This window comes from Streptomyces sp. NPDC004031, assembly GCF_053604375.1.
Genome location: NZ_JBSGHL010000005.1, coordinates 148,638 through 162,069 on the forward strand (window position 1 = coordinate 148,638; position 13,432 = coordinate 162,069).

General features: G+C 77.2%; 14 protein-coding genes. 13 read left to right on the forward strand and 1 reads right to left on the reverse strand.

The window, feature by feature from the left end:
* The first annotated feature begins 82 nt into the window (after positions 1–82).
* From ACWERV_RS04820 to ACWERV_RS04880, 13 genes are all read left to right on the forward strand, one after another.
* The gene (locus ACWERV_RS04820) at positions 83–1,102 is read left to right on the forward strand and encodes a hypothetical protein (protein WP_452928799.1); all 1,020 of its coding nucleotides are present in this window, start codon (positions 83–85) and stop codon (positions 1,100–1,102) included.
* Positions 1,086–2,198 (forward strand): NAD(P)/FAD-dependent oxidoreductase, encoded by a 1,113-nt coding sequence (locus ACWERV_RS04825; RefSeq protein ID WP_452928802.1) that lies wholly within the window; start codon positions 1,086–1,088, stop codon positions 2,196–2,198. The genes ACWERV_RS04820 and ACWERV_RS04825 overlap by 17 nt, the downstream gene beginning before the upstream one ends.
* On the forward strand, positions 2,180–2,851 hold the full coding sequence (locus ACWERV_RS04830; protein ID WP_452928804.1) for a VOC family protein: 672 nt from the start codon (positions 2,180–2,182) through the stop codon (positions 2,849–2,851). Before ACWERV_RS04825 ends, ACWERV_RS04830 begins: the two co-directional genes overlap by 19 nt.
* Positions 2,845–3,834 carry an ATP-grasp domain-containing protein gene (locus tag ACWERV_RS04835; protein ID WP_452928807.1) on the forward strand — a complete coding sequence of 330 codons (990 nt, stop codon included), beginning with the start codon at positions 2,845–2,847 and terminating at the stop codon, positions 3,832–3,834. The genes ACWERV_RS04830 and ACWERV_RS04835 overlap by 7 nt, the downstream gene beginning before the upstream one ends.
* Positions 3,827–4,450 carry an NADPH-dependent FMN reductase gene (locus tag ACWERV_RS04840; RefSeq protein ID WP_452928809.1) on the forward strand — a complete coding sequence of 208 codons (624 nt, stop codon included), beginning with the start codon at positions 3,827–3,829 and terminating at the stop codon, positions 4,448–4,450. The genes ACWERV_RS04835 and ACWERV_RS04840 overlap by 8 nt, the downstream gene beginning before the upstream one ends.
* Positions 4,447–5,772 (forward strand): NAD(P)/FAD-dependent oxidoreductase, encoded by a 1,326-nt coding sequence (locus tag ACWERV_RS04845; protein WP_452928812.1) that lies wholly within the window; start codon positions 4,447–4,449, stop codon positions 5,770–5,772. Before ACWERV_RS04840 ends, ACWERV_RS04845 begins: the two co-directional genes overlap by 4 nt.
* Positions 5,772–6,755: an ATP-grasp domain-containing protein gene (locus tag ACWERV_RS04850; RefSeq protein WP_452928815.1), complete on the forward strand. Its 984-nt coding sequence runs from the start codon at positions 5,772–5,774 to the stop codon at positions 6,753–6,755. Before ACWERV_RS04845 ends, ACWERV_RS04850 begins: the two co-directional genes overlap by 1 nt.
* Positions 6,745–7,797: a methyltransferase gene (locus tag ACWERV_RS04855; RefSeq protein ID WP_452928818.1), complete on the forward strand. Its 1,053-nt coding sequence runs from the start codon at positions 6,745–6,747 to the stop codon at positions 7,795–7,797. Before ACWERV_RS04850 ends, ACWERV_RS04855 begins: the two co-directional genes overlap by 11 nt.
* Before the next feature lie 75 nt (positions 7,798–7,872).
* Complete coding sequence (locus ACWERV_RS04860; RefSeq protein ID WP_452928821.1) at positions 7,873–8,607, forward strand: methyltransferase domain-containing protein; 735 nt, start codon at positions 7,873–7,875, stop codon at positions 8,605–8,607.
* Entirely contained in the window at positions 8,607–9,050 is a 444-nt protein-coding gene (locus tag ACWERV_RS04865) for a pyridoxamine 5'-phosphate oxidase family protein (RefSeq protein ID WP_452928824.1), read from the forward strand. The genes ACWERV_RS04860 and ACWERV_RS04865 overlap by 1 nt, the downstream gene beginning before the upstream one ends.
* The gene (locus tag ACWERV_RS04870) at positions 9,047–10,387 is read left to right on the forward strand and encodes an MFS transporter (protein WP_452928827.1); all 1,341 of its coding nucleotides are present in this window, start codon (positions 9,047–9,049) and stop codon (positions 10,385–10,387) included. The genes ACWERV_RS04865 and ACWERV_RS04870 overlap by 4 nt, the downstream gene beginning before the upstream one ends.
* A 56-nt stretch (positions 10,388–10,443) precedes the next feature.
* Positions 10,444–11,460, forward strand: coding sequence for an ATP-grasp domain-containing protein (locus tag ACWERV_RS04875; protein ID WP_452928830.1), 1,017 nt, complete (start codon positions 10,444–10,446; stop codon positions 11,458–11,460).
* Between the two features lie 105 nt (positions 11,461–11,565).
* The gene (locus ACWERV_RS04880) at positions 11,566–11,934 is read left to right on the forward strand and encodes a VOC family protein (RefSeq protein WP_452928833.1); all 369 of its coding nucleotides are present in this window, start codon (positions 11,566–11,568) and stop codon (positions 11,932–11,934) included.
* 27 nt (positions 11,935–11,961) lie between these two features.
* Here ACWERV_RS04880 and ACWERV_RS04885 read toward each other — a convergent pair whose 3' ends face one another.
* Entirely contained in the window at positions 11,962–13,431 is a 1,470-nt protein-coding gene (locus ACWERV_RS04885; protein ID WP_452928836.1) for a serine hydrolase domain-containing protein, read from the reverse strand.
* Between the last annotated feature and the right edge of the window lies 1 nt (position 13,432).

Below are 13,432 nucleotides of genomic sequence, written 5' to 3' on the forward strand. Positions count from 1 at the left end.
GCCGGACGGGGGCGCGGGGACGGAGTGGCGCGGGACGGTGTCGGTGACGGCGACGCGCGGGCCCGCCGGGTGGTATCCGCGGGTGACGTCCGAGGTGGTGCGGCTGACGCGCCGGGGCGGGCGGGTCGTCGGGTCCGCCCGGGTGCTGCCGGGAGGGCGCGGGTGGCCGGACTGGAGCCGGGTCGTCCCCGCCGTGCAGGCCGAGTTGGCGGCGTTCGACCATGCGGCGGGTGTGTGCGGCGGGGAGGGCCCGCTTGTCCTCCAGTCGGCCCGTGCGGCGGCGGAGGCCGGGACCGGACCCGGGCCCGGCTCCGGGTGGCTGCTGGTACGGGCCGAGAGCCCCGCGGGGCCGCTGCTGCTGGGCGCGGCGGGGCCCGCCGCCGGGGACGCGTGCGCGGCGCAACTGCGCGCGGCCCGGGTGGATTTCGCCGCGGCGCCGAAGCCGGTGGCACCGGCACCGGACTGGCGGGAGCGGCCGCTGCTGCTGGCGCCGCAGGTGGCGGCGGCCGTGGTCGCCGGGGCCCGGATGGCTTTGGCGTCCCCGCGTGCGGCCCGGCTGGACGGGCGGCGGCTGCTGCCCGGGTTCGGCCTGGTCGACGAGGTGCCGGGGCTGCCCGCCGGCGCGGCGGACGACGCGGGACTGCCCGCGGGGCCGCTGCGGCTGCTGGACGGCGGGCGGGTGGCGATCCCGCCGCGCGATCCGGGCAGCGGGCTGGTCCCCGGCCGGGCGCGGTGGGACCACGAGCGGGCCCGGCTGGTCGCGGACCGGCGGTGCCGGCTGGTGTTCGGCGGCCCGCCCGCTCCCGCGGAAGCGGTGGCGGACCGGATCGACCTGCTGTGGTGCGTGGAAGGGCTGCGCCGCTACTTCCCCGACGGCCGGATGCGGCTGGTCTGCCTCGCCGTGCTGCCCGGGGCCCCGGGGTGGTTCCGGGTCGAGCTGACCGGCCGCCCGCTGACGCTGCTGCGCTCGGCCGGGGGCGTGCACGGGCGGGCGGCCGAGATCTGCGCGGGCGACCGCGTGCACACCCCCGCGCTGCTGCTCCCCCCTGCGGCGTGCCTGGTCGGCGGAGAGAAGGGCGACATCGGTGTCCGAGAGGTATGACGTGCTGGTGGTCGGCGGCGGCCTGGTCGGTGCCTGCCTGGCCGAGGAACTGGCGGCGGGCGGTGCGGGCGTGCTGGTGCTGGACGCGGGTCCCGCCCCCGGCCATGCCACCGCGCGCGCCGCGGGTGTCGCGGTGCCGCCGCTGCGGTATGCGGCCGACCCCGCGTTCTACGGCTGGCTGTCGGCCGCGGACGAGACGCTGCGCGCCGACGCGCGGCGGCTGGGCGAGGCCGGGCACGCCCCGTTCGCCGTGGCCCGGCCGCTGCTGCGGCTGCTGCGCCCGCAGGATCTGGACGCGTACGCGGCCCACGGCGCGGACCGGCCGCTCGGCACGCCCGTCACGGACGAGGAGGCGGCCGGGCTGCTCCCCGGCGCGCGGCTGCCCGCGGACCGGCGGGCCGTACGGACCGAGGGCCTGATGGTGGACGGCCCCGGCTATCTGCGGGCCGCCTGCGCGGAGGCGCTGCGGGCCGGGGCGCGGTGGTGGCAGGGGGCCGAGGTCACCGAGGTCGCCGAGGCGGGTACGGGGGCGGCGGCCGGTCCGGTGACCGTACGGTGCGCCGACGGGCGGCGGGCCGAGGCGGACCGGGTGGTGCTCGCGGCCGGTGCCTGGACCGGGCGGCTCAGCGGCGGCCGGGCCCCGATCCGCCCGCAGCGCGGCCAGCTCGCCGTGCTGGACGGCCCGGAGCCGCTGCGCTGCATCGTCTCCTCCCGGATGTACCTGGCCCCGCTGCCCGGCGGCGGCGCGGTGGCGGGCGCCACCGAGGAGGACGCCGGGTTCGCGCTGTCGTGCACGGCCGCCGGGATCGCGCAGGTGCTGGCGTTCGCGGTGCGCACCCTGCCCGCGCTGGGGGCGGCCACGCTGCGGGAGACCCGCGCCGGGCTGCGCCCGGTGTCGGGGACGGGCCGTCCGGTCGTCGGCCTGCTCCCGGGCAGCCGCCGTACGTATGTGGCCTCCGGGCACGCCGGTCACGGCCTGCTCACCGCGCGGCACACGGCCCGCGGCGCGGCGGCGGGCCTTCTGCACAGGAACTGGGACGCGCTGCCGGAGGCGTTCTGCCCGACCGAGGGGAAGTCATGCGCATCGACCATGTGATCGTCGGCTCGCGGCGGCTCACCGACATCCGCGAACTGCTCTGGGACGTCCACGGCTTCGGCCTGGTCGAGGGCTCGGCGCACGAGGACGGCACCCAGGGCTGGCTGGTGCCGTTCGACACCCCGCACGTGCAGTACCTGGAGGTGCTGGTGCCCGGCGACACCGCCCGGCTCGGCCAGGACGCCTTCGGCCGGAGGTTCCTGGAGGCCACCGCGGAGGGCCCGGCGTTCCTGGGCTGGGCGGTGCACGCGGAGGAGATCGAGAAGGACGCGGCGCGGGTCGCCGAGCTGACCGGCGCCGACGCGGAACTGCTCCAGGGCGAGTCGGTACGTGCCGACGGCCGCCGTTTCCCGTGGGCGGAGGCCGCGTTCGCGCTCGCCGGGCAGCGCCCGTCCCGCCCGTTCTTCCTGCGGTACGGCAACTGGCCGGCCCGCCGCGAGCGGGTGCCCGGCGACCTGGTCCGGGCCGCGCACCGGGTCACCCCGCTGCACTACCGCGCCCTGACCGTCTGCGGACCGGCGGATCCGGGGCTGAGCGCCTGGTGCGGCGGCGCGCCGCTGCCGGTGGAGTGGCGGCAGGCGGGCCGGGAGGGCGTGCTGGCGGTGCGCGTGGCCACCGCGCAGGGCGACGCCGACCTGGAACTGCCGTGCTGAGCCCCGCCCCCGGCCCGTCCGGCGTGACGCTGTACTGGATCCAGTCGTACCGCGATCCGTATCCGCACACGGACGTCTACGAGCGGCAGGTGCTGGGCCGCTGCCGGGACGCGTGCGCGGCGGTGGGCATGGAGCTGCGCGTGGTGAGCGTCGACGACGTGGTCGTGGCGCAGCGCGGCGGCGACCGCGCGGTGGTCGTCGAGGGCCGCCGGATCAGCCCGCGGTCGGCCTTCTTCCACACCAAGTTCGTCAGCTGGCCCGCGTACGAGACGGACGCCTGGCGGCACCTGACGACGTACGAGGTGCTGGAGGCCGCGGGCTTCTGCGTCACTGTGCCCGCGCTGCACAGCATCCTCGGCAACGACAAGCTGCTGTCGGTGCTGGGCCGGCGCGGCTGCGGGGTCCCGGCCGTGCCGACGGTGCGGCTGTGCACCCGCGGGATCGACGCCCGCGGCCTGGATCCCGCGGTGTGGGGCCTGGACTTCCCGCTGGTCGTCAAGCCGTCGAGCTGGGGCGGCGGGATGGCGGTGTTCGTGGTGCACGGCCGCGCGGAGCTGGCCGCCGTCCTGCAGCTGGCCGGTGCGGGCGAGCTGACGGTGGTGCTCCAGCCGTGGCTGGGGCCCGGCGTGGTGGACGTACGGGTGTACTGCGTGGACGGCGAGCCGTACGCGGCCCTGTCACGTACCGCCGTCGCGCCGGGCGCGGCGGGGAACGTGGCCCAGGGCGGCCGCGGGGAGATGACGGAGGTGCCGGAGGCCCTGGACGGCCCGGCCCGGCGGATCGCCCGAGCGGTCGGACTGCCGTACGTGTGCGCGGACTTCCTCACCGTGGGCGGGCGGTACTGGTTCTCCGAACTCGAACTGGACGGCGGCACCGGCACCGGCGGGCCCGAGCTGACCCGGGCCCGCTTCGGCGCCTACCGGACGCGCTTCGAACGCTTCCTGGCCGACCCCGGGACGAGCGGGCGGTGGCGCTATGTCTGAACGGGCCCCGGGGGTGCGGCTGCTGGTGCTGTCGGGCAGCGTCCGGGCCGGCTCCCTCAACGCCGCGGCGCTGCGCGCCGCCTCCCGGCTGCTGGCCGCCGCCGACGGCACCGCGCGGATCGAGCCGCTGCTGATCGACCGGCTGCCGTTCTTCGACGCCGACCTCGCGGACGCCGTCGCCCGGCAGGATGCCGCCGGGCCCGGCACGGTCCACGAGGTCGCCCGGGTGACGGCGGCGCTGCGGGCGGCCGACGGCCTGCTGGTCGCCACCCCGGAGTACAACGGCAACCCGCCCGGCCTGCTGCTCAACGCGCTCGACTGGCTCTCCCGCGACCTGGCGACGGGGCCGCTGCTGGGGCTGCCCGTGGCGACGATCAGCGCCTCCCCCGGCTCGGGCGGCGGCGCGAACGCCCAGGCGCGGCTGCGCGGTGTGCTCTCCCGCTGCGGCGCCCGGCTCGCGGCGCCCGCCGTGGCCCTGGACCGCGCCGGCCAGCGGCTGGACACGGCGGGCGAGTTCACCGACGCGCACAGCACCGGCCTGATCCAGGGCGCGGTACGGCCGCTGCTGACGGCGTGCCGTGCCGTCGCGGCCCGCCGGGCGAAGGTCCGGCCGTGAGCGCCGCGCGGAGCGGGGGCCCGGCCGTGGGCGGCCCGCGGGGCGAAGGCCCGCCCGCCGCCGGGGCGCGCGGGTCCGCGGGCCTGCGGGCAAGGGGTGTGCGGGCCGTCTCGGTGTCCGCCGCCCGCGGACGGGAGCGGTTCGGCGTCGTCGTCGTGGGCGGCCGGATCGCGGGGGCGGCCGCGGCGTGGGCGCTGGCGCCGTACGTCCGCGACGTGCTGGTGCTGGAGCGGGCCGCGCCCGGCGCCTTCTGGCCGCAGGCCGCGAGCTGGGACCGCTCGTGCACGCTGCTGTGGCAGGAGCTGGGGCTGCTGGACACGGTGCTCGGCTGCGGCGCCCCGAAGCTCACCGGGCATGTCTTCCGCACGCTGGGGACGGAGGTCGAGTACCGCTACCCGCGCGAGGACGAGCACTGCTACCGGATGAGCGTGGCCCGCGAGGTACTGGACCCGGCGCTGCTGTCGGCCGCGCTCGGCCGCGGCAACGTCGAGCTGCGCCGCCCCGCCACCGTCACCGGCCTGCTGTACGAGGGCGGCCGGGTCGCCGGGGTCGAGTACCGGGACGGGCGGACGACGCGTCAGGCGCTCTGCGACCTGGTGGTGCTGGCCGACGGGCGGGTCTCCCGCAACGCCGACCGCCTCGGCGCCGCCCCCTACGCCACCGTGCCGTCGCCGTGGACGTCGCTGCTCCACTACTGCGGGCCGCTGGACCTGGACGCCGGGCGCGGCTACTACTCGCGGCAGCCCGGCGCGATGGTGGTCGTCGTCCCCTGCGGGCCGGACTCCTGGTGTGTGTCGGCCAGCCTGCACCGGCAGCTGATCGAGCGGTCGGGGGCCGCCGCGGTGCGCACCTTCGCCGAGGTCGTGCGGCGCGATCCGCTGGTGGGACCGGCGGTGTCGGCGGCGGAGCCGCTCTCCCGGGTGGGCGGCGCCGGGAAGCTGCGGCTGCTGCGCCGCCCGATGGCGGGCCCGGGGTGGTGCCTGGTCGGCGACAGCGGCTACTTCCTGGACCCGCTGACGGCGCTCGGCACGCGGGGCGCGCTGACGGCCGTGACGCTGCTGCGCGACCGGGTCGCCGCGGCGGGCGGCGCGGCGGTCCCGGGGCTGCACACGGGCCTGACCGCCCGCCGGGACGCGCTGCTGGACGCCGGGTGGCAGCGCACGGTCCGGGCGGTGGGCGGCCCGGACGTGCCCGCCGAGCAGCTGGCCCGCGCGCGGGCGCTGGCCGCCGACCCGGCGGCGGCGCTCGCGGCGGTGCGGGCCCAGATGGACCTGGCGCCCGTCGCCGGACAGGCGGCGGGCACGCCGCGGAAGGGACTGTGATGCTCACTCTGTACTACTTCTGGCCCGAGCGGGGCCGTCTGGCCACGCTGCACGACGACCTGACGGTGTGGACGGGCTACGCGGCGGCCGCCGAGGCCGCCGGGATGGTGCTGGACGTCGTCACGGTCGACGACGTGGACGTCGTGACGACGCCGGGCGGCACCCGGGTCCTGGTGCGCGGCCAGGAGGTGGACCCGGCGCGCTCGGTCTTCCACAACAAGCTGTACACCTGGCCCGCGTTCGTCGCGGACACCTGGCGCCACCTGGCGCTGTTCGAGGTGCTGACCCGGTCGGGGCACTGCACGCTCATCCCCCAGCCGCTCAACCTGATCGCCAACGACAAGGGGCTCACGTTCACCCATCTCGCCGGCACGGACGGCGGCTGGCTGCCCACCCTCACCGTGCCGACCCGGGACTTCACCGGCCTGCGGACGGGGCTCGCGCAGGCCGGCATCGTCTATCCGGTGGTGGTCAAGCCCGCGAGCTGGGGGGCGGGCATGGGGCTGGCGCGCGCCGCCGACGAGACGCAGCTGCTCCAGGCGCTGCGGCTGGCCGCCGCCGCCGAACTGACCATGGTGGTGCAGCCGGACCTGGGCGCGGCCGAGGACTTCGCCGACGTCCGCGTCTACTGCGTGGACCGCGGCCCGGTGGGAGCACTGCGCCGCACCCCGGCCCGGGGCGGCGCGGCGGCCAACGTGACCTCCGGGGGCCGCGCGGAGATCACCGCGGTGCCGGTGGAGCTGCGCGACCGGGCCCGAGCGGTCGCGCGGCGGCTCGACGTGCCGTGGCTGGCGGTGGACTTCCTGCGGCACCGCGGCCGGTACTACCTGTCGGAGGTGGAGACGGACGCCTGCGTGTCGCCCTCGACGCTGCGGCTGGCGGGGGCCGAGGAGATCCTGCGCGCCCGGTTCGCCGCCTACCGCGCGGACTTCGGCAGGTGGCTGGGCCGCCGGGAGCCGAAGGAGGCCGCCCGTGCCGTCTGAGCAGGACGCCGCGCTGGACCGGGTGCTGCACGCCCGGCTCTACGGCTACCGGCAGACGCAGCTCATCCATCTGATGGTGCGGCTCGGCATCGCCGACGCGCTGGCCGACGGGCCGCGCACCGCCGCCGACCTGGCCCGCCGGGCGGGGGCGGACCCGGAGACGCTCGCCGACCTGCTGCGCGTGCTGGCCGACGAGGGCCTGCTGGCCCCCGCCGCCACCGGCCCCGCGGCGCCGCCCGGACCGCTGGGCACCGCCTACCGGCTGACGCCGCTGGGCGCCAGGCTGCGCGACGGCACGGACAGCGGCCCGCGCGGCTGGGCGGTGCACGTGGCCGAGGAGCAGTACCGCGCCTGGGGCGAGAGCCTGGCGGCGCTGCGCTCCGGGCGCTCCGGCTTCGAGCACGCCTACGGACAGCCGTTCTGGGCCCATCTGGCACGGCACCCGCACAAGGCCCGCTCCTTCGACGAGGCCATGGTGGCGTCGTCCGCGGCGGGCGCGGACGCGATAGCCGGCAGCGGGGAGTTCCCGGCGCGCGGGCCCGGCACGGTCGTGGACGTCGGCGGCGGCACGGGCGCGGTGCTCACCGCGGTCCTGCGCGCGCACCCGGCCCTGACCGGCGTCCTGTACGACAACTCCCCCGTGGTGGCGGAGGCGGCGGCGCGGCTGCGCGCGGCGGGTGTGCTGGAGCGCTGCACGGTGCGGCCGGGCAGCTTCCTGTCCGGGGTGCCCGCGGGCGGCGACGTCTACCTGCTGTGCCGGGTGCTGTGCGACTGGGCGGACGCCGAGGCCCTGCGCATCCTGCGCAACTGCCGGGCCGCGATGGGCCCCGGCGCCCGGCTGCTGATCGCCGCCCGGCTCACCGACGACCCGCGGCTGCCGCCCAACCCCATGTTCGACCTGCACTTCCGGCTCGTCTCCGGCGGGCGGGACCGCAGCGCGGCGGCGTACGCGGCGCTGCTGCGCACCGCCGGACTGCCGCTGCTCGCCCGGCGCCCGCTGGACGGCACCAACCTGACCCTGCTGGTGGCCGCGCCCGGCTGAGCCCGGACCGGCCGACGGCGCACCGGACTCGGTGCGCGGACCACGCTGCACGCGACACCCCTTGAGAGGACAGCCATGCGGGACTACGACGCGGCGACCTACGGCGAGCGCTTCGCCGACCTGTACGACGACTGGCACCCCGTCACCGACGAGGTGGACGACGCGGTCACGCTGCTCGGCAAGCTCGCCGGCAGCGGCCCGGCCCTCGAACTGGGCGTCGGCACCGGCCGGTTCGCGCTGCCGCTGGCGGCCTCCGGGCTGCCGGTGCACGGCATCGAGTCGTCGCGCGCCATGATCGACCGGCTGCGCGCGAAACCCGGCGCCGAGCTGGTGACCACCTCGCTGGGGGACTTCGCCGACGTGGCCGTCGAGGGCGAGTACGGGCTGGTGTTCGTCACCTTCAACACCTTCTGGATGCTGCTCTCGCAGGACGACCAGGTCCGCTGCTGCGAGAACGTCGCCCGGCGCCTGTCCGCCGACGGGACCTTCGTCGTCGAGGGCTCCGTGCCGAGCGTCGGCACGCTCGCCAAGGCCCGCTCGGTGGAACCGGCCCGGATGACGGCCGGTTCCGTCGCGCTCGACCTGACCCTGCGCGACCCCGTCAACCAGCGCATCGACCGCCAGCAGCTGATCATCGACGACAGCGGCATCCGGCTCCAGCCGCTGTCCTTCCGCTACGTGTGGCCGTCCGAACTGGACCTGATGGCCCGGCTCGCGGGGCTGCGGCTGCGCACCCGGTACGCGGGCTGGACCGGCGAGCCCTTCCACGACGGCTGCCGCCGCCACATCTCCGTCTACGAGCGGGCCTGATGCCGTCCCCCGTCATGGCGGAGGCGCTGCGGCGGGCGGCGGACGACCGGGTCGGCTGGCTGACCACGGTGACGGACGCCGGGCTGCCCTCGCCGACGCCGGTCTGGTTCGTGGTCGCCGCCGACGGGACGCTCGTGGTCTTCACCTCGCCCACCGCCCGCAAGGTCGCCAACATCGGCCGCCGTCCGGGCGTCGCCTTCCATCTCAACTGCTCGCCGGCGGGCGGCGGGGTGCTGGTCGTGAGCGGCACCGCGCGGGTGGGCGGCCCGGCGCGGCCGAGCGCGGAGCCGGGCTACGCCGACAAGTATGCCGGGTGGATCGCGCGGCGCGGCATGACCGCCGAGGAGTTCGACGATCTGTCCCCGGCCCGGATCGCGGTGCGGCCGCACCGGCTGTGGCGCGGTCCGGGCGCCCTGTCCGCGGCGGGACGGGGCGGCGTATGACGGCGGTCAGCGGCACCCCGCCCGCGAAGAAGGCCGGGCCGGGGACGCGCGACTGGCTGATCCGGCGCAACCCGGACTTCCGGCGGTTCTGGGCCGGGCAGTCGATCAGCAGCTTCGGCGACCAGGTCAGCCTGATCGCGCTGCCCACCATCGCGGTCGTCGCGCTGCACGTGTCCGCGTGGACCTTCGGGCTGCTGTCGGTGGTGGGGTACATCGCCTACCCGGTGGCCGGGCTGTTCGCCGGGGCATGGGTGGACCGGCGGTCGCGGCGGCGGGTGCTCATGGGGGCCGACGCGGTGCGGCTGGCCGCGGTCGGCGCCGTGCCCGTCGCGGCGGCGACGGGCACCCTCAGCGTGCCGCTGCTCTTCGTCTCCAGCCTGGTCTCCGGCACGGCCACCTGCTTCTTCTCGGCCGCCTACCAGGCGTACCTGCCGAGCGTGACGCCGAAGGCCGACATCGCGGGCGGCAACGCGCTGATGGAGATCAGCAACTCCTCCGCCCAGGTGGCCGGGCCCTCCCTGGCGGGCGTGCTGATCGGGGCGCTGGGCTCGGCGTGCGCCATGGTCGTCGACGCCGCCTCGTACGGGCTGTCGGTGCTCAGCCTGGCCCTGATCCGCACCGAGGAGGCGGTCCCCGCGCGGCGGCGCCGCAACCTGCTGCCCGACGTGCGGGAGGGCCTGGTCCTGGTCCGGCGGCACCCGCTGCTGCGCCGGCTCACCGCGGCCACGGCGGTGGCCAACATCGGCCGCGGCCTGGCCCTGGAGCTGTTCCTGCTGTTCGCTTACCGGGGCCTGGGACTGCGCCCGGTGACGGTGGGTCTGGTGCTGGCCGCGGGCAGCGTCGCCGCGCTCGCGGGCGCCACCGTGTGCCGGGCGCTGGCCGAGCGGCTGGGCGTGGGCCGCACCCTGCTGCTGGCCGGGGTGTGCAAGGGGGCGCCGTGGCTGCTCACGCCGCTGGCGCTGCTCGGTGCGCCGCTCCCGGCGATGGCCGCGATCATCGCGGCGTCCTCGTTCTTCATCCCGGTGTGGAACGTCACCAGCGTCAGCCTGCGCCAGTACCTCACCGACCCGCCCGTGCTCGGCCGGGTCTCCGCCACGGTGCGGACCCTCACCTCCTCGGCGGTTCCGCTGGCCGGACTGCTCGGCGGCGGGCTGGCGACGGCCGGCACCGCGCTGTGGGGCAGCCGGACGGGGCTCGCCGCGGTCCTCGCGCTGGGCGGGGCGCTGTGGACCGGGGCCGCCCTGCTGCTGCCCCCGGGATTCGCCCGGGTGGGCGGGCCGGACGACGCCGCTGCGCGCTACGGCCGGGTCACCACCGGGCAGGACGGGCCCGTATGACGCCCCGGCAGACCTCACCCGCGGGGCCGGCGCGCGCCCCGGAAAGGACGGACGCGATGGACAGCCCGATCGCCCTCTACTGGATCCGCTCGGAGCGCGCCGCGGGCGCGCCCGACCCGCACGGCGACCGGATCCTGCGCCGCTGCGCGGCCGCCGCCGAGCGGCACGGCATGGACCTGCGGTCCGCCACGGTCGACGACATCGTGGTGGCCTGCGACCGCGGTGAGCCGTCGGTGCGGGTGCACGGCACACCGGTCTCGCCGCACGAGGCCTTCTTCCACACCAAGCTGATGTCGTGGCCCGCGAACGCCGTGGACATCTGGCGGCATCTGACGACGTACGCGGTGCTGGAGGAGGCCGGGTTCTGCGTCACGGTCCCGGCTCTGCACAGCATGGTCAACAACGACAAACTCCTCGCGGGGCTCCAGGACTTCGGCCCCGGTGTCCGGCCGCTGCCGACGCTGCGCCTGCCGACGCGCGCCTACTACCCGGGGCAGTACGACCTCCAGGCGCTGGGCATCGGCTACCCGGCCGTGGTCAAGCCCTCCGACTGGGGCGGCGGCAACGCCGTCTTCGTGGCGGACGGCCCCCGCCGGCTGCACGAGGTGCTGGTCCTGGCGAGCGCCTCCGAGCGGACGATGGTGGTGCAGCCCTGGCTCGGCCCCGACACCCGGGACCACCGCGTCTACTGCTTCGACGGCGAGCCCGCCCGCAGCTCGGTGCGCCGCCTGGCGGCGGGCGCCGCCGCGGGCAACGTCACCCAGGGCGGCAGCGCCGCCCTCGCCGAACCGCCCGCGGCGCTGCTCGGCCCGGCCCGCGCGGTGGCCCGGACGATCGGCCTGCCGTACGTGTGCGTGGACTTCCTGGAGGCCGGCGGCGACTTCTGGTTCTCCGAGATCGAGGTGGACGGCGGGACGTCGGTCGGCGGGGCCGAGCTGACCGCCGCGCGCTTCGGCGCCTACCGCCGCCACTTCGACCGCTTCCGCTCGCCCTCCGCCCCGCCCCGCCGCTGGACCTGGCAGCCCGGCCCGGTGCCCGCCGGACACCCGCCGCTGCCCGTTCCCCCGCGCTGACCGCGGCGCGGCGCGGCGGATCGCGGGACGAGTCCGGTCCCGCCGATGAGTCGGGCGTCCCCGGACGGTCTGTCCCCTGAGACGACCGTTCGCGACAGGAGTGCCATGTCCACGATCCAGCCGGTGATCGTCACCACCGACCTCGACGTCCTGCTCGGCTTCTACACCGAGCTGTTCGGCGCCGAGGAGTTCTTCCGGGAGCCTGCGCAGGGCCCGGCCTTCTACGTCGGCCTGCGCATCGGCGACTCCGACCTCGGGCTGGTGACCAGGCCGGACGCGCCGACGCAGGCGCCGCCCCGGGTCGTGCTCAGCATCGCCGTCGAGGACGTCGAGGCGACGCTCGGCCGGGTGGCCGCGTTGGGCGGCGCGGTGAACGGCGGCCCCAACGACATGCCGTGGGGGCAGCACGTCGCCCACGTCACGGACCCCGACGGCAACGCGGTGAACCTCACCCAGCCCGTCCCCGGCCGCTGACGGCGCGGCCGGTCCGCCGCGCGGGTGTCAGCGGCGCGGCCCGTGCATGCGGTGCAGCAGCGGGCGCGGGTGCAGCGGCCGGGTGCGCCAGGCCGCGGTGAAGGTGCCGGCGGACAGGTCGCACCGCAGGTCCAGGCTGTGCGGGGCCTCCAGGAAGTGGACGGCGGCCGTGAGCGTGTCGCCGTCCGCCCAGGCGGCGCCGACCGCGCACGGCGGGGTGCCGGGGCCGCCCTCGGTCGTGGTCCAGCCGCCGGGGGCGAAGCCGAGGGCGAAGCTCTGCTCCCCCTCGGCGAGGGTGAGCACCCACTCGGCGTCCGCGCTGCCGCGCCGCAGCGTCAGCTCGGTCAGCGTCGGCTGCTGCGCGCATGTGCCGCCCTCCGGTGCGAACCGCGCGCCGTCCCACTCCCCCGACCCGGCCGGGGGTGCGGCGGCGCCCGGCACCGCGGGCAGCGCGAGCTGGGCCAGGCGCTCGCGCAGCGACGCGTCGTCCGCCGCGCGGCCGGGCAGCGGGGCGTCGCCGAAGGCGGGCAGCAGGTGCCGCCACGCCGCGTCCAGCACCTCCTGCATGTCCTGGGTCTGCGAGGTCACGGCGAGCACCGCGTCGTGCTCCGGCAGCACCACGCAGTACTGGCCGTAGGCCCCGTCGCCCCGGTAGCCGTGCCGGGACATCCAGAACTGGAAGCCGTAGCCCTGCTGCCAGTCGGAGGTGGCGGCTCCCTCGGCCGTCCCGTCGCCGTTGGGCACGTGCGCCCGGGTGGCCTCGGCGACCCACGCGGCGGGCAGCAGCTGCCTGCCCTCCCAGACCCCGCCCTGGAGGTGCAGCTGCCCGAGGCGGGCGACCGCGTCGGTCGTGGCGTACATCCCGCTGAAGCCCAGGTCGCGCCCGGCCGGGAACTGCTCCCAGACCGTCTCGGCGATGCCCAGCGGGTCGAACAGCCGCTCGCGCAGAAAGGCCGTCAGGTTCCGGCCCGTCACGCCCTGCACGATGGCGCCCAGGGTGTACGTGCAGGACTGGTTGTAGGCGAAGACCGTGCCGGGCTCGCGGTCCGGCGGGAGGGACAGGAACCCGCGGACGGGCTCGGCCCGGTCGGCCCGGGACACGCGCTCCCAGGTCTCGGACGTGTGCCCGCTGGCCATGGACGCGATGTGCCGCACCAGCATCGACCGGCTGCGCGGATCGGTGATCTCCGCCGCGAACTCCGGGAAGTAGGAGACCACCGGCGCGTCCAGGTCGAGCAGGCCGTCGGCGACGGCCAGTCCCGCGGCGGCCGAGGTGAAGCTCTTGCTCAGCGAGTACAGCAGCTGCGGCCGGTCCGCGGTGCGCGGCGCCCACCAGCCCTCGGCGACCAGCCGCCCGTGCCGCAGCAGCATGACGCCGTGCGGGTCGATGCCGGGCGCGGCCTCCAGCGCGTCGAGGAAGGCCTGCACGCCGCGCGCGTCCACCCCCTCGGCGGCCGGGGTGCTGCGGGGCAGCGGGCGTCCGGCGTGGGTGCTCATG

Coding starts and splice junctions, on each gene's coding strand:
- ACWERV_RS04870 (WP_452928827.1), top strand. CDS start 9,047: ATGACGGCGGTCAGCGGCACCCCGCCCGCGAAGAAGGCCGGGCCGGGG.
- ACWERV_RS04875 (WP_452928830.1), top strand. CDS start 10,444: ATGGACAGCCCGATCGCCCTCTACTGGATCCGCTCGGAGCGCGCCGCG.
- ACWERV_RS04860 (WP_452928821.1), top strand. CDS start 7,873: ATGCGGGACTACGACGCGGCGACCTACGGCGAGCGCTTCGCCGACCTG.
- ACWERV_RS04880 (WP_452928833.1), top strand. CDS start 11,566: ATGTCCACGATCCAGCCGGTGATCGTCACCACCGACCTCGACGTCCTG.
- ACWERV_RS04830 (WP_452928804.1), top strand. CDS start 2,180: ATGCGCATCGACCATGTGATCGTCGGCTCGCGGCGGCTCACCGACATC.
- ACWERV_RS04850 (WP_452928815.1), top strand. CDS start 5,772: ATGCTCACTCTGTACTACTTCTGGCCCGAGCGGGGCCGTCTGGCCACG.
- ACWERV_RS04885 (WP_452928836.1), bottom strand. CDS start 13,431: ATGAGCACCCACGCCGGACGCCCGCTGCCCCGCAGCACCCCGGCCGCC.
- ACWERV_RS04865 (WP_452928824.1), top strand. CDS start 8,607: ATGCCGTCCCCCGTCATGGCGGAGGCGCTGCGGCGGGCGGCGGACGAC.
- ACWERV_RS04840 (WP_452928809.1), top strand. CDS start 3,827: ATGTCTGAACGGGCCCCGGGGGTGCGGCTGCTGGTGCTGTCGGGCAGC.